The sequence below is a fragment of the Pantoea sp. SS70 genome, from assembly GCF_029866845.1.
Lineage (GTDB): Bacteria > Pseudomonadota > Gammaproteobacteria > Enterobacterales > Enterobacteriaceae > Pantoea > Pantoea leporis.
Map to the genome: position 1 here is coordinate 2,920,259 of NZ_CP117199.1, position 26,078 is coordinate 2,946,336.

Consider the following 26,078-nt stretch of genomic DNA (forward strand, 5'->3'; position numbering starts at 1 on the left):
AAAAAATGCCTCACTGAGTTTGAGAATGCCTAATTGAGAGATGTGTTCAGAAAAAAAAAGGGGTTCTTGCAGCCGATTACAACGTTTTAAAAGTGAGATCGTAATCAGACTTGATCTTGGCGCCATGCCGATGGCGTCACGCCATGCAGCTGACGGAAGCGGTTACTGAAGTGACTCGAGGAGTGAAAACCGCAGCGCAGTGCGATTTCTGTTAGCGGTAAACGGCTGAATTTCAGCAACTGCAGCGCCGCATCCATGCGGCGGCGCATCACATATTGATGCGGGGCCTCGCCAACGCTGCTGCGGAACATGCGGGCAAAATGGTATTCGCTCAGCGCCGCTTCGGCTGCCAGTTGCGCCAGCGTTAATGGCTGATCGAGCTGCGCATCAATATACGCCATGACTCGCCGCAACACGGCGGGCGCCAGTCCGCCACGCACCTGCGGCGCTTGCCATTGCACATCGCTGTAGCGTTGCAGCAGATGCGTCATCAGCAACGTTGATGCGCTGCTGAGCATCAATTGGTTCGCTGGCTGTTGCCAGTCGGTGCTCAGCAAGAAGTGGCGATAAAGTTGGGTGATGCGATCGTCCGCCGCGAAGATCTTTTCATGCAGATTGAGCTGCGACGGACTGCGATCCCAAATCTGCTCGCCCAAATGCCGCAGATGTTCGTCGGTGCAATAGAGATGCACAAACGACAAATCGGCGCGAATATCCCACACCGATTCTACCCCGCTGGGCATCAGGCAAAAGCGATCCGGGCCGCCGCCGTTGCGCCAGCCGTTTTGGGTTTTATGCCAGGTTTCATAGCCGTCGGCGGTATACAGGCTCAGCGTATGATGATCGCTAAGATTGGTGACGCGATCGCCGCTGTTAAACCAGGCCGCCAGCTTAATGCCGCTCGACAACTGCACACTGTCGCGCAGCTGCGCTTTGTGGCGCTGCAGCATGTTGAAGGTCTGGTAATCGGCCATGGTTCATATCACTCGAAGTTCATTAGCGCCCAGTGTACGGATCTCCGCAGACAGAAAACAGGCCACAGCCGGACACAGAAGTAAAAAGCGCAAGATTTTGCAATTGCCGCGCAAAAACGTGCAAGCCGCAGGTTGCTTTTCACGCCACACTGCGGGCCAGATTATGTCGGAGAGTGCGTTATGAATGTGATGTTATACCTTGCCGTGGTGATGATTTGGGGAACCACCTGGATTGCCATTTTCCTACAGCAGGAAGCGGCCGATACGCCCGTTTTGGTGGCGGTATTTTGGCGTTTCTTACTGGCATCGCTGGTGATGCTGGTGATCCTCAAACTGCTGCGTCGGCTGCGAACGCTGGATAAGCGCGATCATCTGCTTTGTCTGCTGCAGGGCTGCTGCGTATTTGGCTTCAACTTTGTCTGCTTCTATCATGCTGCCGCGTGGATCAGCAGCGGACTCGAGTCGGTGATATTCTCGATGGCTGTACTGTATAACGCGCTTAATAGCTGGATCTTCTTCCGTCAGCGCCCATCGTTTCGCCTGTTGCCAGCGGCGGTGCTTGGCCTGGGCGGTATTGTCGCACTGTTCTGGAATGATATTCAGGCGGCGCATCCGGCTCCACAGTTGCTGTGGGGCGTGGGCCTCAGCGCGCTTGGCACGCTGGGCTTCTCCTTCGGCAATATGATTTCGCTGCGCCATCAACGCCGTCAGCGTGATGTGTTAACCACCAATAGCTACGCGATGCTGTATGGCGCTTTGGTGATGGCCGCACTGGCATTAATTAACAGCGATTCGCTGGCGCCAGCGCTGAATATGCAGTGGTTAGGCGCGATGAGCTACCTGGCGATATTTGGTTCGGTTGTGGGATTTGGGGCCTACTTCACGCTGGTGGGCCGTATTGGTGCCAGTCAGGCCGCTTACAGTACTTTGCTGTTCCCGCTGGTGGCGCTAACGCTCTCCACGCTTTATGAAGGTTATCACTGGCACAGTAATGCGATTGTCGGATTGGTGATGATTCTGGCGGGGAACATGGTGATGTTTGTACGCTGGCCGACGATGGGCCGATTACGGACCGCATAAATAACGAGAGCGGGCATTGCGCCCGCTCTTTTGTTCCTCTAGCGCCAGCCCTGAACGCCGATATTGAGCTGGTGAGGTTTAGTTATGGCTTTTCTGGCAATCCAGTAAAGCAGGACGCGTTCATCATCTTTGTCGCGGTCGGCCATTGCCAGTAATTTCAGCGACAACGTGGATTTATTCACTGGTTGATGCTCATCGCTTAACTCGATCACCGCCTGACCGATAATGCAGCAAACCTCATCCTCATTTGACGCGGATTCATATGTTCGGTCTTTCATATTTCCTCCTTTTGAATGAATTCTAAGCCTGGCAAACATCCACAACTTTGCAGGCGATACGGCGCGATCGATACAAACACTTACAGATGGTTACCCGTAGCAACCGCTACGGCTTAAATGACATCACTTACTGTCATCACAATGCCATTCATACCCGCTTTACTGCATTTCGTTCCACCATCCGGTTCATTCACGCCTCTGCATCCCCCGCACGCGCGAGAGCAATTTATTATCTCCACAGATTCCGCTTTCTCGAGTGAGAGATAAAAATGACAACAGCAACCCCCGCGAATGACCAACGTACCCGCATGCTCACCCTTATCGGCACTATTATCACCCAGTTCGCTTTGGGCTCGGTTTATACCTGGAGCCTGTTTAACGGCCCGCTGGCAAATAAGCTGAATGCGCCGATCAGTGAAGTGGCTTTCTCGTTCGGTTTACTCAGTCTTGGCCTGGCGATTGCGTCATCGCTTGCCGGGAAATTGCAGGAGCGCTTTGGCGTGCGCAACGTCACCATCGGTGCGGGCATGCTGATGGCGGTAGGTTTCTGGCTGACCGCGCATGCCGATAATCTGATGATGCTCTACCTCAGCGCAGGGATTCTGGTGGGATTGGCCGATGGCGCCGGTTATCTGATGACGCTCTCTAACTGCGTGAAGTGGTTCCCGGAGCGCAAAGGGCTCATTTCCGCCTGCTCGATTGGTGCGTACGGTTTGGGTAGCCTCGGCTTTAAATTCATCTGCGGCGCACTGCTGAGCGCACAAGGTCTGGAGAATACCTTCATGATCTGGGGCGTGCTGGCGATGAGCATGATCATTGTCGGCGCGTTGCTGATGCGTGACGCACCGATGCAGAAGAACAGAGGTAATACGCAGCTGGAAGCCAAAGATTACACGTTGGCGCAATCGGTGCGTTTACCGCAGTACTGGATGCTGGCGCTGATGTTCCTCACTGCCTGCATGAGCGGCCTGTACGTGATTGGCGTGGCGAAAGATATCGGTGAAGGCATGGTGCATCTGAGCGCGCAAACCGCCGCCAATGCGGTCACGGTGATTGCAATTGCCAACCTCAGCGGCCGTCTGATTCTTGGCGTGCTCTCGGATAAAATGGCGCGCATCCGCGTGATTACGCTGGCGCAAATCGTCTCGCTGCTGGGCATGAGCATTTTGCTATTCACCCATATGAGTGAACCGACCTTCTTCCTCTCCTTAGCCTGCGTGGCCTTCAGCTTCGGCGGCACCATTACCGTGTTCCCATCGCTGGTCAGCGATTTCTTTGGCCTGAACAACCTGACCAAAAACTATGGTCTGATTTACCTGGGCTTCGGTATCGGCAGCGTGCTGGGTTCGCTGGTTGCTTCCGCCTTTGGCGGCTTCACCGTCACCTTCAGCCTGATTATGACCTTGCTGGTGATTTCGCTGATGTTGTCGCTGAGCATCCGTCTGCCAAATCGCCAAAACGTGGCAGAACCTTTACTGCATAATTAAGTTCGCTGGGATGCCGCATTAATACGCGGCATCCCATTTCTCCACAATTGATCCACAATAAAACGTTAATTGAGAACCACTATTATTAAGTCTTGCCTTTCGGAGTAATCTCGTTATTATTACCAGGCATTCAGCTTATTCCGATTGGTTTATTTTACCCCGCGACTTTTTTAGCATTTAATTGACACACTCCGTAATACATTCCGTAATAACTCTACATTTCCTGCATCTTCACTCCACTATTCCCCTGTAATCTGGCGTCATTGGAACAGAGGAGGACTCTCCATGAAGAAAGTGATTAAGCTTGCATCGGTTGTAGCCATTATGACGATGTTGAGTGGCTGTATTATCGATCATCATCGTGGAGGCGGCGGCCCAGGCTGGGGCCATCATGGTGGTGGCGGCGGCTGGCATCATGGGCACGGCGGTTATGGACACCGCAGATAGTTGGGCAAAGCACACACAGCAAATAATAAGAAAATAAAAAGGGCGGGAAATTATCCCGCCCTTTTTTTTTAGCTTTTTACCGCGTAATTACATTGATACCAGGCTTTCTTTAGTCCGGGCAAATGGCTATTTTGCGACGGCAGTGATTCCACCTTATCAAATCCACGCTGGCTGCAATAATTCGCAAGGTCGATCTCCATTGCGTCTTTATTCAGCGTGTGCGGATCGTAACGATACTGCACGGTATTTGAGCTGGTATCTTCATCAACACGCTCAAATCCTCCTGGTTTGCTGACGCTACAACCCGCCAACATAAAAAGCGCCAATGCGCTAATAAGCATTTTTTTCATTAGGGTTTCCTCTTGAGCGTTGCAGTCTAAAAGGCAACGCCGCGCTTATCTATAGGAATAAAGCGCGAAATGTCCGGGATTAGTGAAGCTTTCGCCAATCAAATCGATAAAACCAAACGATTTCACTTATCAAGGTAAGGGTGCGATTATCTGTTCAGACAAAACGAAGTCTGCACCACACCAGGTGAATTAATAATAAACATACTGATAATGACCTTCATGCCCGCGCTGAGCGGGCTTTTTTTTGCCTGCTAACCGGTAAGGCTGACCATCTTACGTAAAAGATTGGCCGCTTGTTTGTCAGGCAATGCGAGAATGCCGCTATAGAGATCAATCGACATCGCGCACATTGCGCCGCGATCAACCGCGGTATCCGCCGGCATATTCAGCTGTTGCAGCCGATCGCCCCACTTGCCATACAGTTTTTCCACCACGCTTTGTAAATCGCGCTGCGCCGCAGCCTGATCCAGCGGCTGTTCATTGCCGGTACTTTGCTGCAGCAGCGTTTCGAGTGCTTGCGCATCGCGCTGATTCAGTTCCGGTGACAACACCTGTTGCAAATTGACGCCGCCATTCACCTGCGGATAGAGGAAACGGAAGCAGCGCTGCGGTTCCTGCTGCTGCAACGCCCGCATCTCCTCGACCGAGACGCGGATGTAATCAATGATCGCCGCATCGCTGGCGCGCGTCAGACGCTGATTAACCAGATCCATCAACCAGCCGCGCATATCCCCCAGCGCCTGATTGGCGGGAACACCTTCCAGCCGTTTATGCAGCAGCTCGCGATTAAGCAACTGCCACAATGCGGGTTCCTGAATTTTTAGCAGGCGATAACCGGGCGCAAGGCTGAGTTGGGTTGCGACCTCTTCCATCAGCGCCTGCCGCTCCTGACGTGGATGAAGCCAGCTGAACCACAGTAAATTCGCCAGTATTAGCGGCAAGATAAATAACAGCACGCCTTGCCACTGTCGCAGCGAGGTGGTGCGCACCAGCAGAATAATAATGATCGCCAGCAGCGCGAACGCCGCTAGCGTAATCGGAAAAAGCGAGAGCATCGAGCGGGGTTAATCCTTACGCACATCAATTAAAACGGGGCAATTGGCGCGTTCAATCACCGCAGCGCTGACCGAACCTTTCAGCAGACGATTAAACGGCGACAGATGACGGCGTCCCATGATGATCATGCTGGCATGCAAAAGTGTGGATTGCGCCACAATGGTTTCCGCTGCTTCCCCCGCCAGAATCAAACCCTTTGCCGCCACGCCCGCGCGTAAAAGCGGCGCCAGCGCGTGACGCACCACCATTTCGGCGGTGTTCTGCTCATCTTTCGCCGCCACAAAATCATCCGGATCTTCACCGGCATCAATCTCAATCGGTTGATTGCAGGAGGAGTATGCGGGATCAACGCAGCACAGCACCGTGACCTGTGCCTGATGCGCCAGCGCTTGTTCAATGGTCAACGCAATCACTTTTTCCGCCACCGGAGAGTTATCGATGGCCATCAGCAAGGTTTTCATCAGTTGGTTATCCTTCCACAGCGGTCATTTTGCCAATTTCACGAATCAAGGCGTCTTTGCACTTGATGATTTGCTCACGATAATGCGCTTCCTGCTTATGAAAACGCGCGGTCGGCACCAGTAATGAGATGGAGAAGCGGCCAAACAGCGTATCAATGGCGACCGCCATGGTCGAAATGCCCTCCAGCGTCTCACCGCGATCGATCGCCAATCCGCTGGCGCGTACCTCGGCAATCAGCTCCAGCAATTGCGGCAGCGTTTTCACCGTCATCTCGGTTAACCCTTTATAGGCTTCGCCCACCATCACGCGCACATCTTCATCGCTCTCCAGCGCCAGCAACGCGCGGCCGCCCGATGTGCTGTAAAGCGGCAAATTCAGCCCAATGCGCGGCACCACGCGCAGTTCGCGCGAGGCCACCACATAATGCACGATAGCCAGCTGCGTGCCGCTGGCCCGCGCCAGCGATACCGTTTCGTTAATCTCTGCAGAGAGTTGTTCGAGGAATGGACGCACGATTTCCACCACGTCGCTGTGCACGCTGGAGATCAGCTTGAGCAGCGCCGGACCAAGACGTAACCCGCCGGCACCGCTGCTGCGCACCAGCTGTGCGCTGTCCAGCGCACCAATAATGCGCTGCACCGTCGAGCGCGGCAGATCAACCACCTGCGCAATTTCACCCAAACTCATGCCGCCGGGATGCTCACCCAGCGCGTTCAGAATTTTTGCCGCACGCGCGATGACCTGAATGCCACCCGCTTTTTCATCCTCACGGCTTGAGGGAAGTTCAACCATGATGCGTTCCTTTTTGGCCTGCCCTACTTTAACGCGAATGATCGCACTTTTACACCCTGTATCACATTGCAATACAGCATATCGATATGTAAGATGCCATCTGTATCACATCGCAATACACTGCATCAACACTATAACGAGAAGCCTGCTATGAACGCCCAGCCCATTGCGGCTCCGGCCCCCCATCCGTTTACTCTGCGCCTGGCGCTGGGATTGGTTGGCGTGCTGATTGCCGCGCTCACATCGGGATTAAACGATCGCGTCACTGATATCGCGTTAGCCGATATCCGCGCTGCCATCGGCATCAGTTACGATCAAGGCAGCTGGATCATCTCCGCGTATCAGGCCGCTGAAGTGGCGGCAATGATGATTGCGCCCTGGTTCGCCGTCACCTTTTCGCTGCGCCGCTTTGCGCTCACCGTCTCCGCTGGTTTTATGCTGAGCGGTCTGCTGCTGCCGCTGATGCCTAACGCCACGCTGTTTATCGCCTTGCGCGTGGTGCAGGGGTTATTTGGCGGCGCGCTGCCGCCAATGCTGATGACCGTTGCGCTGCGCTTTCTTCCGCCGCCGATCAAATTATACGGTTTAGCCGGATATGCGCTGACCGCCACTTTCGGTCCGAATATGGCCGCTTCGCTGGCGGCGTTCTGGACCGATGACGTCAGCTGGCTGTTTGTCTTCTGGCAAGTGGTGCCCGCCATGCTGATTGCCATGCTGCTGATTAGCTGGGGTTTGCCGCAGGATCCGCTGCGCCTTGAGCGTTTTAAACAGATCGATCTGTTTGGCATGCTAACCGGCTGTTCGGGTATGGCGCTGCTGATCCTGGCGCTGACGCAGGGCGAACGACTCGACTGGCTCGAATCGCCGTTATTCTGCGGCTTATTATTCAGCGCGCTGGCGTTGCTGACTGTGTTCTTTATTAATGAATGGTTTCATCCGCTGCCGCTGTTCAAATTGCAAATGCTGGGGCGGCGCAATCTCGCGCACGGCTTGCTGGTGCTGGCGGGCGTGCTGATTCTGTCGCTGTCAGGTTCGGCGTTGCCGTCGGCCTATCTGGCGCAGGTGCAAGGCTTCCGCACGCTGCAGTTCGCCCCGCTGGCGTTGACCATCGGATTGCCGCAGTTGCTGATCGCGCCTTTTGTTGCGGCGCTACTGAATATTCGCTGGGTGGATTGCCGCTGGATGTTGACAGCGGGCGTAGCGCTGTTGGTGACGTCCTGCCTGATGGGCATGCACATCACCACCGATTGGGCGCGGCAGAATTTCTGGCTGATTCAGATTTTGCAGGCGTTCGGCCAGCCCATGGTGATTTTGCCGGTGCTGATGAGTGCCACCAGCGTGGTTGCACCACCAGAAGGCCCCTTTGCCTCGGCGATGTTCAACACGGTGCGCGGTTTCTCCAGCATCGCCGCCAGCACGCTGGTGGAATGGTTTATCAGCCACCGTGAAAAATTCCACTCCAACGTGCTGGTCGATAGCGCCGCCAGCCGTTCATGGCTGATGACGGCGCCGAACAGCGCACAATCCAGCAGCAGCGTGCCGTTGCTGCCGGACGGCAGCGCCAGCAGCGCGGAAAACCTCAGCGGCTTCGCCACCTTGCTGAAACAGCAGGCGATGGTGCTGAGCCTGAGTGATTGCTACCAGATGCTGATTGCCTTCGCCGCCCTGCTTTTACTGTTAACCGCCTGTTTGCCAAAACGCGTGTGGCCACCACAAACACTGATTCAACCTGTTACGACGACGTCGAGATAATTGATATGCAAGCTTTTGCTTTGAAGAGAACGGTGCTGTTGAGCGCCTTATTACTGGTGTTATTAGCGATGGCTTTTTTTGTCTGGTCATCAATGACCGGCAACGATCACCGCACCACCGATGCCTATGTGAATGCCGATTATACGCTGGTTGCGCCGAAAGTTTCCGGCTACATCGCCAGCGTCAACGTGCAAGACAACCAGCGCGTAAAGGCCGGCGAACTGCTGGCGACACTCGACGATCGCGATTACCGCGTGGCGTTAGAGACCGCGCAGGCCAATTTGCAGGTCAGCGAGGCGAAGCGTTTGAGTAGCCAGGCGCAGCTGGAACAGCAGCAATCCACTATCGACCAGGCGAAGGCCACGTTAGCGGCGAGCCAGGCTTCCGCGCAGTACGCCGGACAAAGCGCTGCGCGTTACAACCAGCTGTATAAAAGTGGCACCATCGCCGCAGACGATCAGCAAAAAGCCAACTCAACGCAGCGCTCCGCCTCGGCTACCGTCCGCCAGAGCGAAGCGGCGCTAGCTTCCGCCGTCAAGCAAGTTGGCGTGCTACAAGCTGCGGTGCGTCAGGCCGCTGCCGATGTCGCTGCCGCGCAGGCCAGCGTCGATCAGGCGCAGCTCAATCTTTCCTACACGCGGATTGTGGCGCCGGTGGATGGCATGGTCGGTCAGCGTTCGGTGCGCCTCGGCGCCTACGTTAGCGCAGGCACGCGTTTGCTGGCGGTGGTGCCGCTGCAGCAAACCTATATCACCGCTAATTATCTGGAAACCCAGCTGGCGGATGTGCAGCAAGGGCAGAAAGTGAGCGTGAAGGTGGATGCCTTGCCAGGCAAGGTATTTAGCGGCCGCGTCGACAGCATTGCTCCGGCGACGGGCGCGACCTTTTCCGCCATTTCGCCGGACAACGCCACCGGCAATTACACCAAAGTGGTACAGCGTTTACCGGTGAAAATTGTGCTTGATGAGAACCAGCCGGATCTGGCCAAACTGCGCGTGGGAATGTCGGCGATACCGGAGATTGAGACCCGCTGAAAATGTGAGCAATATCTCAGAAGCGGCCTATTTATTTTTGGGACAAATCCGCGTAAATTAGCCCTCGATCCTGTTTCGGGCTTGCCTGGAGCGACCTGAGAAGAAAGCGTGTAGCGATGATGAACTCCACCTTTCTCTTATTCTGTTCGGGTTACGCGGGTTTGGGATCGCCCGCCGGGTAGCCGCTCAGAGGAGTTGTTTTGTGAGATACGCTTTGATGGGAATTTCTTTCTTCCTGTTGCTTTGGGTCGGTACTTTTGTACTGATGCTGTAGAGCCGCCAGGCGGGGCGACGCTGAGTCGCCCCACTTAATGGTTATTCCTCTTCTTCTTCCAGCGCTTTCACCGTTCCCGGCAAAATGCCATCGGCACGGAACATCGATTTAATCCCCCGCACCGCCTGACGAATACGATCGCTGTTTTCAATCAGCGCGAAACGCACGTGGGTATCCCCGTAATCACCGAAACCGATGCCCGGCGAGACGCACACTTTGGCCTCCTGCATCAGTAATTTGGCAAACTCCAGTGAGCCAAGATGCGCGTAGTGATCGGGAATTTTCGCCCAGACGTACATCGACGCCTTCGGCAGATCGACCATCCAGCCCGCTTCATGCAGGCCTTTCACCAGCACATCACGACGGCGTTTGTACTGTTCAGCAATATCGCGCACGCACTGTTGATCGCCTTCCAGCGCCGCAATCGCCGCGACCTGCAATGGCGTGAAGGTGCCGTAATCGTGATAACTTTTGATGCGCGCCAGCGCGGAGACCAGCTCTTTGTTACCGACCATAAAGCCGATGCGCCAGCCCGCCATGTTGTAGCTTTTCGACAGGGTAAAGAATTCTACCGCCACATCACGCGCGCCTGGCACCTGCATAATCGACGGCGCTTTCCAGCCATCGTAGGTGATATCAGCGTAGGCGAGATCGTGGATGACCAGCACGTTGTACTGCTTCGCCAGCGCGATGACGCGCTCAAAGAAGTCGAGCTCAACGCATTGCGCTGTAGGGTTCGACGGGAAGCCGAGAATCATCATTTTCGGTTTGGGATAGCTTTCGCGAATCGCCCGCTCCAGCTCGTTGAAGAAATCAACGCCCGCTACCAACGGAACAGAACGCACCTGCGCGCCGGCAATGACCGCGCCGTAAATGTGAATTGGATAGCTGGGATTCGGCACCAGCACGGTGTCGCCGTGATCGAGCGTGGCCAGCATCAAGTGCGCCAAACCCTCTTTGGAGCCGATGGTGACTATTGCTTCCGATTCTGGATCGATCTCTACCTGATAACGGTCTGCGTACCAGCGCGAAATCGCGCGACGCAAACGGGGAATACCTTTCGAGGTTGAGTAACCGTGCGTGTCTTCGCGCTGCGCCACCTGGCAGAGTTTTTCGACGATGTGCGGCGGCGTGGGGCCATCCGGATTGCCCATCGAAAAATCGATGATGTCTTCGCCGCGCCGACGCGCAGCCATCTTCAATTCAGCGGTAATGTTAAAAACATACGGGGGAAGGCGTTCAATACGCGAGAAACGACGGGGTGTGCTGTTATCAGCCATGATGTCCTCTGGTTTACGTAAGCGCCCGGACCGTCCGAGCGACGTGGGTCACTGTGGTGACCGCACCAAGAACATAACGCGCTGATAACAAGATTGTCGAGAGCAGACGGAAATTTTTTTAATGTTGCGGATTCAGGCGGCCAAACACCCAATCGCTTACCCATTGGCCGTTTAGCAGATAATTATCCCGCAGCGTACCCTCAAGGACGAAACCATTCTTCTCCAGAATGCGGCGTGACGGCCAATTCCCCTCAATCACCATCGCTTTCAACTTATGAAATTCTGCCTGCAGCAAAAACTGGCACAGCGCGTCGAGCGCTTCACTGCCATAACCCATTCCGGTAAACGCCGCGCGCAGCATGTAACCCACTTCGGCCTGACGATAGGGATGCCACTCGGCGCTGCAGCCAAACAGGCCAATCGGCTCGCCGGTTTCCCGGATGCGCGCCACCAGACACAGCATATGAAAACTGCTCGCCTGCCATGGCGCCAGACGCTCAGTAAAGCGTTGACGAATATCGTTTTCATCCGGGATTTCACTGACCCACGTCATGGTCGCGCGGTCCTGATGTACCGTTTTGAAAATCCGCCAGTCTTCAGGTTGAAGCCGACTGAGGGACAAACGTGGCGTGAGTAATTGCATGGCTGAGCTCCCCTTTTTTATCCGGCAACATAGCAAACCGGCGTATTGACAACCAGCGATCGGCGCACGCTTTCGCTAATCCTCTTTTTGTTACTCAAGTTTTCCTCTTTTGGCGGATGTCGCTATTTATGGCGACCAGGCATGCTCAAAATTGATCCCGGCTACGAGAAAGGTCTGCAGATTGCCGTGGCGCTGGCGGATCGTGACCACATTTTTTATCATAGCCTCCCGTTTCTTGCCTGAGAGATGCCCTTGCCTTCCCACTTCGACATGCTGCTGGCGGTTTTTGACCGCGCGGCGCTGATGCTGATCTGTCTGTTCTTCCTCACGCGCACGCGGGTGTTTCGTCAGCTGTTGCAAAAAGATGAGCATTCGGTGCGAGAAAAACTGGTGGTAACGGCAATATTCTCGCTGTTTGCGCTGTTCAGCACCTGGTCAGGCATTAACGTCGACGGCTCGCTGCTCAATGTGCGCGTGATTGCGGTGATGTCCGGCGGCATTCTGTTTGGTCCGTGGGTAGGCATCGCCACCGGCGTGATTGCCGGTTTGCATCGCTATCTAATTGATATGGATGGCGTCACGGCGGTGCCTTGCCTGATCACCAGCATTATTGCCGGTATCGCTTCGGGCGTGATCAACCGCCGGGTGAATAAAGAGCAGCGCTGGCGCGCCGGTATTCTTGGCGGCATGTTGTGCGAAAGCCTGACCATGCTGCTGATTGTGCTGTGGGCCAAGCCGATGACGCTGGGACTGGCGATTGTGTCCGAGATTGCGCTGCCGATGATTCTGGGCGCCTCAAGCATCGGTTTAATCGTGCTGCTGGTGCAGAGCGTCGAAGGTGAAAAAGAGGCGATTGCGGCGCGTCAGGCCAAGCTGGCGCTGGAGATCGCTAACAAAACATTGCCGCTGTTTCGCCAGGTTGATAGCCAGTCGCTGCATAAAGTGTGCGATATCATCCGCACCGACATTCACGCCGATGCAGTCGCCATCACCAATAACAAACAGATTCTCGCTTACGTCGGCTACGGCGAGCAGAACTATCACAACGGCGATGATGCCATCAGCCCGACCACCGCGCAGGCAATCGCCAGCGGTAAAATCATTATTAAAAACAACGACGAGGCGCATCGTACCAAAGATATTCACTCGATGCTGGTTATTCCCCTTTGGGAAAAAGGGGAAGTCACCGGCACGCTAAAAATCTATTATCGCCGTGCGCATCGCATCACCGGTTCGCTGAAAGAGATGGCGATTGGGCTGTCGCAAATCATCTCCACCCAGCTGGAAGTCTCGCGGGCTGAACAGCTGCGCGAGATGGCGAACAAGGCAGAATTGCGCGCGCTGCAAAGCAAAATTAACCCGCATTTCCTGTTTAACGCCCTGAATGCTATTTCCTCTTCGATTCGCCTTAATCCGGACACCGCGCGCCAGTTGGTGATCAATCTGTCACGTTATCTGCGTTACAACCTCGAACTCAACGATGACGAGCTTATCGATATCAAGAAAGAGTTGTGGCAGGTGAAGGATTATATCGCGATTGAGCAGGCGCGTTTCGGCGATAAGCTGTCGATGATTTATGACGTGGATGAAGATCTGCACTTCACGCTGCCCAGCCTACTGATTCAGCCGCTGGTAGAGAACGCGATTGTGCACGGCATTCAGCCTTGCCGCGGCAAAGGCGTAGTGACGCTGAGCGTAAAGGATTTAGGCGATCGAGTGCGCGTTGCGGTGCGCGATACCGGCGATGGCATCAGCGATGATGTGATGAGCCGCGTGGCGCGAAACGAGATGCCCGGCAACAAAATTGGTCTGCTGAATGTGCATCATCGCGTTAAGCTGCTCTCCGGCCAGGGTTTGGTCATCACCCGCCATCATCCCGGCACGGAAATCGCCTTTACGCTTAGCAAGAATGGCCAGCGGCTGCCTGCCCCGCTGCGCCCCACCACGGAAACCGCCACGTGAAAGCCATCATCGTTGAAGACGAGTTTCTCGCCCAGCAAGAGTTAAGCTGGATGATTCAGCAACATAGCCAAATCAGCGTTGAGGCCTGCTTTGATGATGGGCTGGAAGTGCTGAAATATCTGCAGAACCATCGTGTGGATGTGATTTTCCTCGATATCAACATTCCTTCGCTTGATGGCATGCTGCTGGCGCAAAACATCAACCAGTTTGCTCATAAGCCATTGATTGTGTTTATCACCGCGTGGAAAGAGCATGCGGTTGAAGCGTTTGAGCTGGATGCGTTTGACTACATTCTCAAGCCGTATCATGAGTCGCGCATCATGACCATGCTGCGGAAACTGGAAGCCAGCGCGCAACAACAGTTGCAACCACAAAACGCGGCGGCCAGCTCGCCACAAACCGTCAATCTGGTGAAAGATGAACGCATTATCGTCACCGATATCAACGAGATCTATTACGTTGAGGCGCACGAGAAGTTGACGTTTGTGTATACGCGGCGCGAAGCCTATGTGATGTCTATGGTGATCAGTGAGTTTTGCAGCCGTTTACCGGAACAGCAGTTCTTCCGCTGCCATCGCTCTTACTGCGTCAACCTGAGCAAGATTCGTGAAATCGAGCCGTGGTTTAACAATACCTATTTGGTGAAGTTGCGTGATTTGGATGCGCAGGTGCCGGTGAGTCGCAGCAAGGTGAAAGCCTTTCGGCAGTTGATGAGATTATAAGGCGAACGGCGGATGCCGCTCGCCTGCGTGTTTACAGCTCGCGGCCCAACACCTGACGCAGGTGCGCACCGGCGCCGAGTAAGCCCGGCTGATCGTGAGTAATCATATATACCGGAATATCGACCAGGTAATCGCGGAAGCGACCTTTATCTTCAAATGCCGCGCGGAAACCGGAGGCTTTAAAGAAATCGAGGAAGCGCGGCACAATACCGCCCGCGATATAAACGCCGCCGAAGGTGCCCAGATTCAGCGCCAGGTTGCCGCCAAAACGGCCCATGATCACGCAGAACAACGACAGCGCGCGACGGCAATCGATGCAGGTATCTTTTAATGCGCGTTCGGTGACATCTTTAGGCTTGAGGTTTTCTGGCTCACGCTCATCTGACTTCACGATGGCGCGATACAGATTAACCAAACCGGCACCGGACAGCACGCGTTCCGCCGAAACGTGGCCAATCTCCGCGCGCAGCACTTCGAGAATTTCACCCTCTTCTTCGCTATTTGGCGCGAAGTCAACGTGACCGCCCTCGCCCGGCAAGCTGATCCAGCGCTTATCCACGTGCACTAAATGGCTGACGCCGAGGCCGGTACCCGCACCATAAATCGCGATAGGCTTGCCTTCAACCGGCGCTCTACCGCCAAACTGAATCACTTCCTGTTCGCTCAGCATCGGAATCGCCATCGAAACGGCGGTGAAATCATTGATGATTTCCAGGCTTTCCAGCGCCAGATGCTCTTTCATCACTTTGGTCGAGAACGCCCAATCGTGGTTGGTCATCTCCACCCAATCGCCGGTAATCGGACAGGCAATAGCGATACAGGCGTGCTTAATGTCCTGTTTTTGCTCGTCCAGATAGTGGCGAATCACCGCTTCGAGATTGTCGTAGTCTGATGTTGAGAAGGTTTGGGCTTGCGAGATAGCGCCGTTTTCTACCTCACACAATGCGAGACGGGCATTGGTACCGCCCACATCGCCGACCAGGGCGTATGTTGTCATTCTTCTGCTGCTCCGCTTGGGTCATAAACAATTGCAGGACACTATAAAAGCCTGCCAATAAAACAACAACGCCCACCTGCACGATGGGCGTAATCCATTCAAAGATGCTGCACAGCCTACCGATCACCTGCCCGACTTCCCAGCGGCAACTTTCCGAAATTTAGCCACTATTACGCTGATGCAGTGCGGCGGTGACTTTACGTAGCAGCGGCGGCAAGTCCTGTTTGTCCATCACCACTTCCACCAGCGACAGACGTCGATTCCGCATCAATTGTTCCATCACCGCGTCGAGTTGCACCGTTTCGCTGACGCGCCAGCTTTGCGCCGCACAGTGCTGGCTCAGCGCCTGCGGTAGCGCGGTCCAGTTCCATTGCGCGATATCATTGTAACGTTGCTCAGCACCGTGAATCGCGCGCTCAACGGTATAACCATCGTTATTAATCAAGAAGATAATCGGCTGCTGGCCGTCGCGTAGCATCGAACCTAACTCCTGAATCGTCAGCTGCGCAGAGCCATCGCCAATGATCAGGATGACCCGCCGATCTGGCTGCGCGGTTTGCGCACCAAAAGTGGCGGGTAAAGTATAGCCAATCGATCCCCACAGCGGTTGCACCAACAGTTGTGCATCCTGCGGTAAACGCAGCGCCGCCGCGCCAAAGGCCGCAGTGCCTTGATCGGCAAGGATAATATCACCGGGTTGCAGGAAGCGCTGCATGGCCTGCCAGAATGCCTGCTGACTGATTACCGCCGCAGCAATTTGCTCACCTTCCTCGCACTCAAGCGCATCTGCCAGCCGCCAGTGCGCGCAGTGACGCTGATAAATCGGCGTCAGCGCCGCCAGCGCCTGCTGCATGCTCAACGGCGCAAACACCTCGCCAGCGACCGTGGCCTGAAACGGCTGCAGATCGATCACGCGCTCGGCGGGCAGATTTTGTGTGAAGCCGGTGGTTAAGGTGTCGGTAAACCGCACGCCGACGCACAGCGTAACGTCGGTATCTTCGATGGCCTGACGCACCGCATCGCTGCTGCCTTGCGCGGCGTACGTACCGACGAAGCCCGGCTGCTGCTCGTTCAGCACGCCCTTGCCCATCAACAAGGTGGCGGCAGGAATCGCACGCAGCTGGCGCAACGCCTCAAGCTGCGGCTGCAACTGCCAGCGTGAGGCCAGGAAATCGGCCAACAGCGCCACGCGTTGCGCCGGTGCCAGCAAGCGTTCTGCCGCATCGGCAAAGGCCACGGCAACCTGCTGATGGTTATCTGCGGCTGTATTTTTTTCCTCTGGTAGCGAAATCTCAGCCGCCGCCACATCCACCGCCAGCAATAAATAGCCGGGGCGATGTTGCGTTAGCGCCTCGCTGATAACGCGATCAATCTCAGCCACTGCGTTTTCCGCCGTCAGCACCGCCGATGCCACACTTACTTCCTGCGCCATACGCAGGAAGTGACCAAAATCGCCGTCGCCCAGCGAATGGTGCACACAATCGCCCTGCTGTTGCGCCTGACTGGCGGGCGCGCCAACGATATGAATCACCGGCACATATTCGGCATAGCTGCCGGCGATGCCGTTGATAGCGCTGAGCTCGCCGACGCCAAAGGTGGTCAGCAGTGCCGCCGCACCGTTGCAGCGCCCGTAACCATCCGCCGCATACGCCGCATTCAGTTCATTGGCACAGCCAACCCAGGCAATATCGGGATGCGCAATCACGCTGTCGAGAAATTGCAGGTTGTAATCGCCGGGCACGCCGAACAGATGACGGATGCCAGCTTGCTGTAATCGGTGCAGTAAATAATCGCCAACGTTCGGGTTTTTCATCGACAGCTCCTCGTTAAGGGGATAATCAGGAGTATTAGCGATGTGGCTGAATTGGCGAGATATTCATCATCGTGGCGTGGTGATTTGTGGCAAGCATTCGTTACGACGACAGATAATTCTGTAAGTTGCGATCTTCGGCGCGTTTCGCCTTAGTGTAAACGCATACACTGATATGCTGATGTCACTTTCTCCCCTATGAGACAGGAACGCTGCATGAGTGCTTTTCCCCATCCCGAACGTTATCAACAGATGCAATACCGCCGCAGTGGCCGTAGCGGCCTGAAGTTACCAGCGATTTCACTGGGTTTGTGGCATAACTTTGGCGACAGTACCCGCGTCGATAACAGCCGTGAACTGCTGCGCCATGCCTTTGATCGCGGCATTACCCATTTCGATCTCGCCAATAATTACGGCCCGCCGCCGGGATCGGCGGAATCCAACTTTGGTCGCATTCTGCGCGAGGATTTTCAGGGGCTGCGTGACGAGCTGGTGATTTCAACTAAAGCCGGTTACACCATGTGGGACGGCCCATACGGCGATTGGGGTTCGCGCAAGTATCTGATTTCCAGTCTCGATCAAAGCCTGAAGCGCATGGGATTGGAGTACGTTGATATCTTCTATCATCACCGCCCCGATCCCGAAACGCCGCTGGAAGAGACCATGCGTGCGCTGGATCAGGTGGTGCGTCAGGGCAAAGCGCTGTATGCCGCCATCTCCAACTATCCGGCAGACAAAGCCGCCGAAGCGATTGCGATTCTGCGCGATCTCGGCACGCCTTGCCTGATCCACCAGCCGCGTTATTCGATGTTTGAACGTACGCCTGAGCAGGGTTTACTGGATGTGCTGGGCGACAACGGCGTTGGTTGCATCGCCTTCTCGCCGCTGGCGGGAGGCGTGTTAACCGACCGCTATTTGCAGGGTATTCCACAAGACTCGCGCATCGCCAGCGGCAGTAAGTTCCTGAATGAAAACCAGCTGACGCAAGAGAAGATGGAAAAAGTGCGTCAGCTGCAGGCGATTGCCCAACAGCGCGGCCAGAAGCTGGCGCAGATGGCGCTGAGCTGGGTGCTGCGCGATGCGCGTGTTACCTCGGTGCTGATTGGCGCCAGTAAAACCACGCAAATTGATGATGCGGTTGAGATGTTGAGCCAGCCGGAACTAAGCCAGGATGAGATCGACGCTATCCACAATATCTTAGTGTAAACGTTTACCCGCCCGGCATTGGTCGGGCGTTTTCCGCAGCAGAAAATTCTCATTTCAGATTTCCCTCAGCGTTTTCAGACGGATTCTCAAGGCTTCCCTGGTCCGATGTGGCAAACTAGCGCAACGGTGGCAGTTATAAGCTACTGAAAAGGAGAAGTTATGAAACGTGCCATTTTGTTTGCCGCCTTGCTGGCAACCTTATCCCCATTGGCTATCAGCACAGCACAAGCCGACAGCGCCACCATCAATTTGGGTCCGGGCGTTACGCTGCATCTCGGCGATCGCGATCGTCACGGTAATTACTGGGACGGGGGGCGCTGGCGCGAGCCGCGCTGGTGGAACGATCGTTATCAGTACAACGATCATCGCTGGTGGCGTCACGAAGAGTGGAAACGTCATCGCGCCTATGAACGTGAGCGCGAACGCCGCTGGCATGAGCGTGAACGTCGTGAACATCACCGCCACGATCATCGCCATGATGATCGTCGAGGTCACCACGATCACCATCATCACTAAACATAAAATCCCGCACAATGGCGGGATTTTTCTTTTCTCTGGCAGTTACCAACCGAGCGCTTCGCCGACCAGCAAATAGAGATTGAGGGCGATCACCAGCATCACAATCAGCCGCCCGGCATTTTGCATCAGGCGTGAGTTCACCATCTCATCGCCCATCAATTCGCGGTTGCCGGTAAAGGAGAGCAGCGGAATCAGCGCCAGCGCGATACCGAAACTCAACAGCACCTGACTCATTACCAGAATGCGCGTGGGATCCCAGCCCGCCCAAATTACTATAAAAGAGGGCAACATGGTGATAGTGCGGCGGAACCACAGCGGAATGTGGAAACGGATAAAGCCCTGCATCACCACTTGTCCCGCCAGCGTGCCAACCACGGTTGAGGAGAGACCAGCAGCCACCAGACTCAAACCGAACACAATCGCTGCCGCTTCACCCAACAGCGGTTGCAGCGTTAAGTATGCCTGATCGAGATCGACGATGCTGGAGTGACCGCTAAAGTGAAATGCCGCAGCGGCGGTGGCCATCATCGCCAGATTCACAAAGCCAGCGATGGTCATGGCGATAGCCACATCCAGCTTGGTTGAACTGTAACGTTGCGCCTTGCTGCCTTTATTGCCGTGCTGCGTCAGCGCCGAGTGCAGATAAATCACGTGCGGCATAATGGTGGCGCCTAACACACCAGCAGCGAGGAATACCGCATCCGATGTTGGCAGCGATGGCAGCGCCATGCCAACCACCAGCTCACTCACTTTAGGCTGGGAGAAAAACAGCTCCACAATATAAGCCGCCGCTACAAACAGCAGCAGACCGCCAATCACCAGTTCCAGCGGCTTCTGCCCGCGACTTTGCAGCATCAGAATCAGGTAGGTCGCGATACCGGTTAACACCGCACCCTGCAGCAGGGAAATGCCAAGTAATAGCTTGAAGCCGAGCGCCGCGCCGATAAATTCAGCGAGATCGGTGGCCATGGCGATGATTTCCGCCTGCACCCAATAGAACCACACCGCAGGGCGCGGGAAGCGATCGCGGATGTGTTCTGCAAGATTTTTGCCGGTAGCAATGCCCAGCTTGGCGGACATCAGCTGGATCAGCATCGCCATGACGTTGGCCCACACCACCACCCATAACAGCTTGTAGCCGTAGGCGGCGCCGGCCTGAATGTTGGTCGCGAAGTTGCCGGGATCGATGTAGCCAATCGCCGCAATAAAGGCGGGGCCCAGCAGCGCGAGTTTGATCTTTCTGGCTCCGCGAGCGGCGCGCTCGGCGGTGCGGCTTTCTAGCATAGTTTTACCCTGTCCTAATGCTTGTTGACCTGTCCAGATTAAGGGTCATTCAAGGCAGATGAAATTTGGTTATAGTTATTGTAGTAATAGATGGTGCTATAAAGTATAGCCATTGCTATATATTGCGGTAAAGTCAGTTCTTGCTAAAAACAAGTGCAACGCAAAAGACTCTACTCTTGGGTTATTTTATAGACAATGTTTTTGTGGATATTTCTTGTGATGAATTTGTAATAGGGTTGTGAGCGGTCAGACTTATCTGAGAAAAAACGCGATAGCGAATACTTATAATGTGGTTTTGATCTCGTTTTTAAGTAACGCGTTACATAGAATACGCAACAAAATACAACCCTCCTCAAATTTGGAGCCGACATGTCCCATGTTTTGCATTTTCTTTTAGCACTAGTGGTGGTAGCGGTGCTGGCCTTGCTGGTCAGCCACGATCGTAAAAGCATCCGTCTTCGTTATATCGTTCAACTTCTGGTAATCGAAATTCTGCTGGCCTGGTTCTTCCTGAACTCCTCCATCGGTCTCGGCTTTGTGCAGGGCTTCGCAGGATTCTTTGATCATCTGCTCAAATATGCCGCCGAAGGCACCAACTTCGTGTTTGGCAATATGAGCGAAAAAGGTCTCGCTTTCTTCTTCCTCAACGTGCTTTGCCCCATCATTTTCATCTCTGCGTTAATCGGTATTTTGCAGCATTTCCGCATCTTGCCGTGGGTGATTCGCGGCATTGGTACCGTGCTGTCCAAAGTAAACGGTATGGGCAAACTGGAATCCTTTAACGCCGTGAGCTCTCTGATTTTGGGACAGTCAGAAAACTTCATCGCTTACAAAGATATCCTTGGCAAAATGTCACAGCGCCGTATGTACACCATGGCAGCGACTGCCATGTCGACGGTTTCGATGTCAATTGTCGGCGCCTACATGACCATGCTGCAGCCAAAATATGTGGTGGCCGCGCTGGTATTGAACATGTTCAGCACCTTTATTGTGCTGTCGCTGATTAACCCGTACCGCGTGGATAGCGAAGAAGATCTGCAATTGCAGGACCTGCATAAAGGCCAGAGCTTCTTCGAAATGCTGGGCGAATACATCCTCGCCGGTTTTAAAGTTGCGATGATTGTTGCCGCAATGCTGATTGGTTTTATCGCCTTGATCACCGGTCTGAACGCGCTGTTCGACCTGATTTTCGGCATCAGCTTCCAGGGCGTGCTGGGCTATGTGTTCTATCCATTTGCGTGGGTGATGGGTGTTCCTTCACACGAAGCGCTGCAAGTAGGCAGCATCATGGCAACCAAACTGGTTTCCAACGAATTCGTGGCAATGATGGATCTGCAGAAAATCGCCGGTCAGCTGTCGCCACACTCGGAAGGTATTCTTTCTGTGTTCCTGGTCTCCTTTGCTAACTTCTCCTCTATCGGGATTGTGGCGGGCGCGATTAAAGGTCTGCACGAAGAGCAAGGTAACGTGGTTTCACGCTTCGGCCTGAAACTGCTGTACGGTTCAACGCTGGTGAGCGTGCTGTCAGCCGCTATCGCTGGTCTGGTGTTGGCCTTCTGATATACGGGGCGAGCTGCGGCTCGCCCTTCTGTTCTTAATTATTTCCATCAGTTCTAATCCGCGTCGCTTCCGCTTTTCCCCCGCTATCACCCGCTTCACTGTTAAACGCAAAACCTTTGCAAAATATTGAATTTCCGTTCACACCGCCTGCGCCCGTAGTTTTTCTCCATGACGTCACTTCAGGAGAACCGCATGAGCATTCAATTCCTAGGCATGATAGGCCACCGCCTCGCTTCCGAAATCATTCCGGCTAGCGGCCCGCTGTTCGATAAAGAGTACATTGCGCGTTTTGCGCGGGCGCATGAAGACGCCGGTTTTGATCGCATTCTGGTGGGCTATTGGTCGGATCAGCCGGATGGTTTTCTGGTCACCGCGCACGCGGCGGCGCACACCTCGACGCTGAAATTTTTGCTGGCGCATCGTCCCGGCTTTGTCTCGCCGACGCTAGCGGCGCGCAAACTGGCTTCGCTTGATCACCTCACCGACGGTCGCTTAGCGGTGCACATCATCAGCGGCGGCAGCGATGCCGAGCAGCGCCGCGACGGTGACTTCCTCAATAAAGCCGAGCGCTATGCGCGTAGCGATGAGTTCCTCACCGTATTGAAGCAGAGTCTCGAATCCGCGCAGCCGTACGATCATCAAGGCCGGTTTTATCAGGCCGAGCAGGCGTTCTCAGCCATCAAACCGCTGCAGAATAAACTGCCCATCTATTTTGGCGGATCGTCGCAGGAGGCGATTGATGTTGCAGCACGCCATGCCGATGTGTTTGCGCTGTGGGGCGAGCCGCTGAAAGGCGCGGAAGAGACGGTACGCAACTTGCGTGCCGCTGCCGCCAGACAGGGCCGGGAAATTAACTTCAACATTTCGTTCCGGCCGATTCTTGGCACAACTGAAAAAGAAGCCTGGGAACGTGCGGAGCACATCCGCGCCACGGCCGAAAAACAGCTTAACGAAAGTGGCTTTGCCTTTGGTAAGGCGAAGCCGCAGAGCGTTGGCGCGCAGCGTTTACTCGCCGCCGCCAATGAAGGCGATCGTCTGGATAAAGTGCTGTGGACCGGCGTCGCAAAACTGGTTCAGGGCGGCTACAACTCCACTGCGCTGGTGGGAACGCCGGAGCAAGTTTCCGATGCACTGCTGGAATATTATCGCCTTGGCATTCATAGCGTGCTGATTCGCGGCTTCGATCCGCTTAACGATGCGGTGGAATATGGTCGCGAGCTGATTCCGCTGACGCGCGAGAAAGTCGATGCGCTCTCAGCCGCCGATAAAAGGAGCGCCTGAAGCTTATGAGCCAGTATCAGCACCAGCGCCTGCGTGATTTTGTCACCAATCTTGCCAACTTGCTGGATGCACAGCCGGAGGAGGCCACGGTGTTGCAGCGTGGCAGCACGTGGCTTGGCGAGTTGATTCGCCACGACGACTGGCTGGACGACGCCTTTACCCAACCTCATCCCGAACACTATCAACAATATTTGTTGTATGCCGATGCGCAGCAACGCTTTTCGGTGGTGAGTTTCGTCTGGGGGCCAGGCCAGCAAACGCCGATTCACGACCATCGCGTATGGGGATTGATTGGCATGCTGCGCGGCGCAGAAATTTCTCAATCCTGGCAGCCGGGGCCAAACGGATTGCAGCCGGAAGGCGCGCCAGTCCGACTCGATCCCGGCCGCGTTGAAGCGGTGTCGCCGACGGTAGGCGATATTCATCGCGTCAGCAACGCCTATGACGACCGCGTCTCCATCAGCATTCACGTTTATGGCGCCAATATTGGCGCGGTCAAACGCGCGGTCTACCGCGAAGACGGCAGTGAAAAAACGTTTATCTCCGGTTACAGCAACCGTTACTTACCGAACATTTGGGACCTTTCACATGACTAAACCGGTTTTCCCTTTACGCCAGGCGGCGGAAATTATTGAGGCCCTGCGTCAGCAGCAGGAAGTGGCGATTGTCGATGTGCGCGATGAAGCGCTGTTTGCCACCGCGCATCCGTTGTTTGCGGTGAATATTCCACTGTCAAAACTGGAGCTTGAGCTGCTGGACCGCATTCCGCAGCGCACCACCGCGATCACGCTGTATGACGGTAACGAAGGCCTGGCGCAAACCGCTGCCGAACGGATTGCCGCGCTGGGTTACAGCAATGTCGCGCTGCTGGCAGATGATTTGGCCGGCTGGCAAGCGGCAGGCGGCGAACTGTTTATCGACGTGAATTCACCCAGCAAAGCGTTTGGCGAGCTGGTTGAGCATCACAATCACACACCTTCTTTATCTGCGGACGAGGTGCATCAGTTGATTAACAGCGATGCTAACGTGGTGGTGCTCGATGCGCGTCGTTTCGATGAATATCAAACCATGAGTATTCCAGGCGCCACCAGCGTGCCGGGCGGTGAACTGGTGCTGCGCGTACGTGACATCGCGCCATCGCCGGAGACCACGGTGATAGTGAACTGCGCCGGCCGCACGCGCAGTATCATTGGTACGCAATCGCTGGTGAACGCCGGGATTCGCAATCCGGTGTTCGCACTGCGTAATGGTACCATCGGCTGGACGCTGGCCGGGCATGCGCTGGATAAAGGCCAGTCGCGCCGCTACGGCGAGGCCAGCGAAACCGCACAGCATCAGGCGGCGAACAATGCGCGCATCATCGCCGATCGCGCCGGTGTGGAACGTATCCCACTCGCCACGCTGAAACGCTGGCAGCAGGAGACGCGCACCACTTATCTGTTTGATGTGCGTGATGCCGACGAATACGCCGCCGGGCATCTGCCTGGTAGCCGCCATGTGCCGGGAGGTCAACTGGTGCAGGAGACCGATCATTACGCCAGCGTGCGCGGTGCGCGCATTGTGCTAATTGATGATGACGGCGTGCGCGCCAATATGACCGCATCCTGGCTGGCGCAGCTTGGCTGGCAGGTTTCGGTGCTGGAGGGGCTGCAGGCCAGTGATTTCAGTGAACGCGGTAACTGGAAAGCGCAGGTGCCGCCCGTCGCTCAACCCGAATTCATCTCACCGCAGCAGTTAGCGGAATGGCTGCAGGAAGGACAAACGCAGATACTGGATTTCACCACGCGCGCGAACCATCTCAACAGCCATATTCCGGGCGCGGCCTGGTTGCTGCGCTCTACCCTGCAGCAGCAAGGCAAAGCGTTGTTGCCGGAGGCACGTCGCTATGTTCTGACCTGCGGCAGCAGCCTGCTAGCGGGTTATGCGGTGCAACAAGTGGCTGAGCTGACCGGCAAACCGGTGTTTGTGCTGGAGGGCGGTAACGCTGCCTGGCGCGAAGCGGGTTTGCCGACGGAGCAAGGAGAGCAGCAACTGTTGTCCCCGGCCATTGATCGCTATCGCCGCCCATATGAAGGCACCGATATTGAAGCGGGCGTGATGCAGGCGTATCTGGACTGGGAATACGGTTTAGTGGCGCAGCTGGATCGCGATGGCACGCACGGTTTCCGGGTGCTGCAATGGCAGCCGTAGGCTGTTACGGCCTGAGGATAATTTGCATGGTGAGTGATGAGGTCGCCAAAATGGCGGCCCTTCAAACGACAAAATCGCAGTTTACTGCGTCGCGTTTAAGAAGGTGATTTTTTTGAATGTGTTCAGAAAGAACAGAGATTTGGTGGAGATAAGCGGGATCGAACCGCTGACCTCTTGCATGCCATGCAAGCGCTCTCCCAGCTGAGCTATACCCCCACATCTGGAAATCATTTTTCGGTCAAACCGTTGGGAGCGGTTTGGTGGAGATAAGCGGGATCGAACCGCTGACCTCTTGCATGCCATGCAAGCGCTCTCCCAGCTGAGCTATACCCCCGAACCGAAAAACTGCCGAGTAAACTCGACGGACGGGATAATATGAAACCGCCCCTTGAGTGTCAACGTCAAATTTTCGTTCTGTGTTTGATCGCTGAAAAAGGCGTCAACCCCGCGTCAGCATGGTTTTTTTTTCAACACGCCATCCCGCTGCGCGACTATTTATATGCACCATCCGGCAATGCTTCCCCACTCCAACCTCAACCCTGCGTTAACTTTAGGTTAAAGATGTTAGAAGCAGTCTTGTTTTCGTTAAAAGTGCGTGTAAAACTTAGCGCGCTAATTAACCGGTCATCCTACCAGGG

Annotated in this window: 24 protein-coding genes and 2 tRNA genes; 13 read left to right on the forward strand and 13 right to left on the reverse strand. The window is 55.1% G+C overall.

From position 1 onward, the window contains the following. Positions 1-104: 104 nt before the first annotated feature. On the reverse strand, positions 105-974 hold the full coding sequence (locus PO881_RS13490) for an AraC family transcriptional regulator (protein ID WP_280171925.1): 870 nt from the start codon (positions 972-974) through the stop codon (positions 105-107). 180 nt (positions 975-1,154) lie between these two features. Between PO881_RS13490 and PO881_RS13495 the strand changes: the two genes are divergently transcribed. Continuing rightward, positions 1,155-2,054, forward strand: coding sequence for an EamA family transporter (locus PO881_RS13495; RefSeq protein WP_280171926.1), 900 nt, complete (start codon positions 1,155-1,157; stop codon positions 2,052-2,054). A gap of 38 nt (positions 2,055-2,092) precedes the next feature. Here PO881_RS13495 and PO881_RS13500 read toward each other — a convergent pair whose 3' ends face one another. Next, complete coding sequence (locus PO881_RS13500) at positions 2,093-2,332, reverse strand: hypothetical protein (protein WP_008101313.1); 240 nt, start codon at positions 2,330-2,332, stop codon at positions 2,093-2,095. Positions 2,333-2,601: 269 nt separating this feature from the next. Between PO881_RS13500 and PO881_RS13505 the strand changes: the two genes are divergently transcribed. Beyond that, positions 2,602-3,819 carry an MFS transporter gene (locus PO881_RS13505; RefSeq protein ID WP_280171927.1) on the forward strand — a complete coding sequence of 406 codons (1,218 nt, stop codon included), beginning with the start codon at positions 2,602-2,604 and terminating at the stop codon, positions 3,817-3,819. 515 nt (positions 3,820-4,334) lie between these two features. Here PO881_RS13505 and PO881_RS13510 read toward each other — a convergent pair. The 4 genes from PO881_RS13510 to PO881_RS13525 all read right to left on the reverse strand — a co-directional run bounded on the left by PO881_RS13510 (position 4,335) and on the right by PO881_RS13525 (position 6,926). Continuing rightward, complete coding sequence (locus PO881_RS13510; RefSeq protein WP_008101319.1) at positions 4,335-4,616, reverse strand: membrane lipoprotein lipid attachment site-containing protein; 282 nt, start codon at positions 4,614-4,616, stop codon at positions 4,335-4,337. Between the two features lie 251 nt (positions 4,617-4,867). After that, positions 4,868-5,671: a hypothetical protein gene (locus PO881_RS13515; RefSeq protein WP_280171928.1), complete on the reverse strand. Its 804-nt coding sequence runs from the start codon at positions 5,669-5,671 to the stop codon at positions 4,868-4,870. Between the two features lie 9 nt (positions 5,672-5,680). Then, on the reverse strand, positions 5,681-6,133 hold the full coding sequence (locus tag PO881_RS13520) for a universal stress protein (protein WP_101763602.1): 453 nt from the start codon (positions 6,131-6,133) through the stop codon (positions 5,681-5,683). A 7-nt stretch (positions 6,134-6,140) separates the two neighbouring features. Continuing rightward, positions 6,141-6,926 carry an IclR family transcriptional regulator gene (locus tag PO881_RS13525; RefSeq protein ID WP_280171929.1) on the reverse strand — a complete coding sequence of 262 codons (786 nt, stop codon included), beginning with the start codon at positions 6,924-6,926 and terminating at the stop codon, positions 6,141-6,143. Between the two features lie 150 nt (positions 6,927-7,076). Between PO881_RS13525 and PO881_RS13530 the strand changes: the two genes are divergently transcribed. The 3 genes from PO881_RS13530 to ypdK all read left to right on the forward strand — a co-directional run bounded on the left by PO881_RS13530 (position 7,077) and on the right by ypdK (position 9,986). Then, on the forward strand, positions 7,077-8,678 hold the full coding sequence (locus PO881_RS13530; RefSeq protein WP_280171930.1) for an MFS transporter: 1,602 nt from the start codon (positions 7,077-7,079) through the stop codon (positions 8,676-8,678). Positions 8,679-8,683: 5 nt separating this feature from the next. Beyond that, positions 8,684-9,712: an HlyD family secretion protein gene (locus PO881_RS13535; RefSeq protein WP_101763599.1), complete on the forward strand. Its 1,029-nt coding sequence runs from the start codon at positions 8,684-8,686 to the stop codon at positions 9,710-9,712. Between the two features lie 202 nt (positions 9,713-9,914). Next, on the forward strand, positions 9,915-9,986 hold the full coding sequence (gene ypdK, locus PO881_RS13540) for a membrane protein YpdK (protein ID WP_099686956.1): 72 nt from the start codon (positions 9,915-9,917) through the stop codon (positions 9,984-9,986). A gap of 41 nt (positions 9,987-10,027) precedes the next feature. Here ypdK and alaC read toward each other — a convergent pair whose 3' ends face one another. Next, positions 10,028-11,266 carry an alanine transaminase gene (gene alaC, locus PO881_RS13545; RefSeq protein WP_008101332.1) on the reverse strand — a complete coding sequence of 413 codons (1,239 nt, stop codon included), beginning with the start codon at positions 11,264-11,266 and terminating at the stop codon, positions 10,028-10,030. Between the two features lie 118 nt (positions 11,267-11,384). Next, positions 11,385-11,909, reverse strand: coding sequence for a GNAT family N-acetyltransferase (locus tag PO881_RS13550; RefSeq protein ID WP_280171931.1), 525 nt, complete (start codon positions 11,907-11,909; stop codon positions 11,385-11,387). A gap of 270 nt (positions 11,910-12,179) precedes the next feature. Here PO881_RS13550 and PO881_RS13555 point away from each other — a divergent pair, with 270 nt between their 5' ends. Next, positions 12,180-13,871 (forward strand): sensor histidine kinase, encoded by a 1,692-nt coding sequence (locus PO881_RS13555; protein WP_110866529.1) that lies wholly within the window; start codon positions 12,180-12,182, stop codon positions 13,869-13,871. Further along, the gene (locus PO881_RS13560) at positions 13,868-14,593 is read left to right on the forward strand and encodes a LytTR family DNA-binding domain-containing protein (protein WP_280171932.1); all 726 of its coding nucleotides are present in this window, start codon (positions 13,868-13,870) and stop codon (positions 14,591-14,593) included. The genes PO881_RS13555 and PO881_RS13560 overlap by 4 nt, the downstream gene beginning before the upstream one ends. 31 nt (positions 14,594-14,624) lie before the next feature. Here PO881_RS13560 and glk read toward each other — a convergent pair whose 3' ends face one another. Together glk and PO881_RS13570 are read right to left on the reverse strand one after the other, a co-directional pair. Next, positions 14,625-15,590 carry a glucokinase gene (gene glk / locus PO881_RS13565; RefSeq protein ID WP_101763595.1) on the reverse strand — a complete coding sequence of 322 codons (966 nt, stop codon included), beginning with the start codon at positions 15,588-15,590 and terminating at the stop codon, positions 14,625-14,627. Between the two features lie 160 nt (positions 15,591-15,750). Then, a complete protein-coding gene (locus PO881_RS13570; RefSeq protein ID WP_280171933.1) occupies positions 15,751-17,403 on the reverse strand; it encodes a thiamine pyrophosphate-binding protein in 1,653 nt (550 codons plus the stop codon). A 213-nt stretch (positions 17,404-17,616) separates the two neighbouring features. On the opposite strand from PO881_RS13570, the gene mgrA reads away from it, so the two are divergent. Next, positions 17,617-18,606: an L-glyceraldehyde 3-phosphate reductase gene (gene mgrA / locus PO881_RS13575; protein ID WP_277973924.1), complete on the forward strand. Its 990-nt coding sequence runs from the start codon at positions 17,617-17,619 to the stop codon at positions 18,604-18,606. A 159-nt stretch (positions 18,607-18,765) separates the two neighbouring features. Continuing rightward, on the forward strand, positions 18,766-19,122 hold the full coding sequence (locus PO881_RS13580) for a DUF2502 domain-containing protein (protein WP_101763592.1): 357 nt from the start codon (positions 18,766-18,768) through the stop codon (positions 19,120-19,122). Between the two features lie 45 nt (positions 19,123-19,167). Here the strand turns inward: PO881_RS13580 and PO881_RS13585 are convergent, their stop codons facing one another. Then, positions 19,168-20,409, reverse strand: coding sequence for an Nramp family divalent metal transporter (locus PO881_RS13585; protein ID WP_192411431.1), 1,242 nt, complete (start codon positions 20,407-20,409; stop codon positions 19,168-19,170). A gap of 369 nt (positions 20,410-20,778) precedes the next feature. Between PO881_RS13585 and PO881_RS13590 the strand changes: the two genes are divergently transcribed. From PO881_RS13590 to PO881_RS13605, 4 genes are all read left to right on the forward strand, one after another. Then, the gene (locus PO881_RS13590; protein WP_101763591.1) at positions 20,779-21,969 is read left to right on the forward strand and encodes a NupC/NupG family nucleoside CNT transporter; all 1,191 of its coding nucleotides are present in this window, start codon (positions 20,779-20,781) and stop codon (positions 21,967-21,969) included. A gap of 192 nt (positions 21,970-22,161) precedes the next feature. After that, positions 22,162-23,250 (forward strand): LLM class flavin-dependent oxidoreductase, encoded by a 1,089-nt coding sequence (locus tag PO881_RS13595; RefSeq protein WP_192411430.1) that lies wholly within the window; start codon positions 22,162-22,164, stop codon positions 23,248-23,250. A gap of 5 nt (positions 23,251-23,255) precedes the next feature. Beyond that, positions 23,256-23,846: a cysteine dioxygenase gene (locus tag PO881_RS13600; protein ID WP_192411429.1), complete on the forward strand. Its 591-nt coding sequence runs from the start codon at positions 23,256-23,258 to the stop codon at positions 23,844-23,846. Continuing rightward, positions 23,839-25,440 (forward strand): rhodanese homology domain-containing protein, encoded by a 1,602-nt coding sequence (locus PO881_RS13605; RefSeq protein WP_280171934.1) that lies wholly within the window; start codon positions 23,839-23,841, stop codon positions 25,438-25,440. The genes PO881_RS13600 and PO881_RS13605 overlap by 8 nt, the downstream gene beginning before the upstream one ends. Positions 25,441-25,580: 140 nt before the next feature. On the opposite strand, the gene PO881_RS13610 is transcribed toward PO881_RS13605, so the two are convergent. After that, a tRNA-Ala gene (locus PO881_RS13610) sits at positions 25,581-25,656 on the reverse strand. Between the two features lie 42 nt (positions 25,657-25,698). Continuing rightward, positions 25,699-25,774, reverse strand: a tRNA-Ala gene (locus tag PO881_RS13615). Between the last annotated feature and the right edge of the window lie 304 nt (positions 25,775-26,078).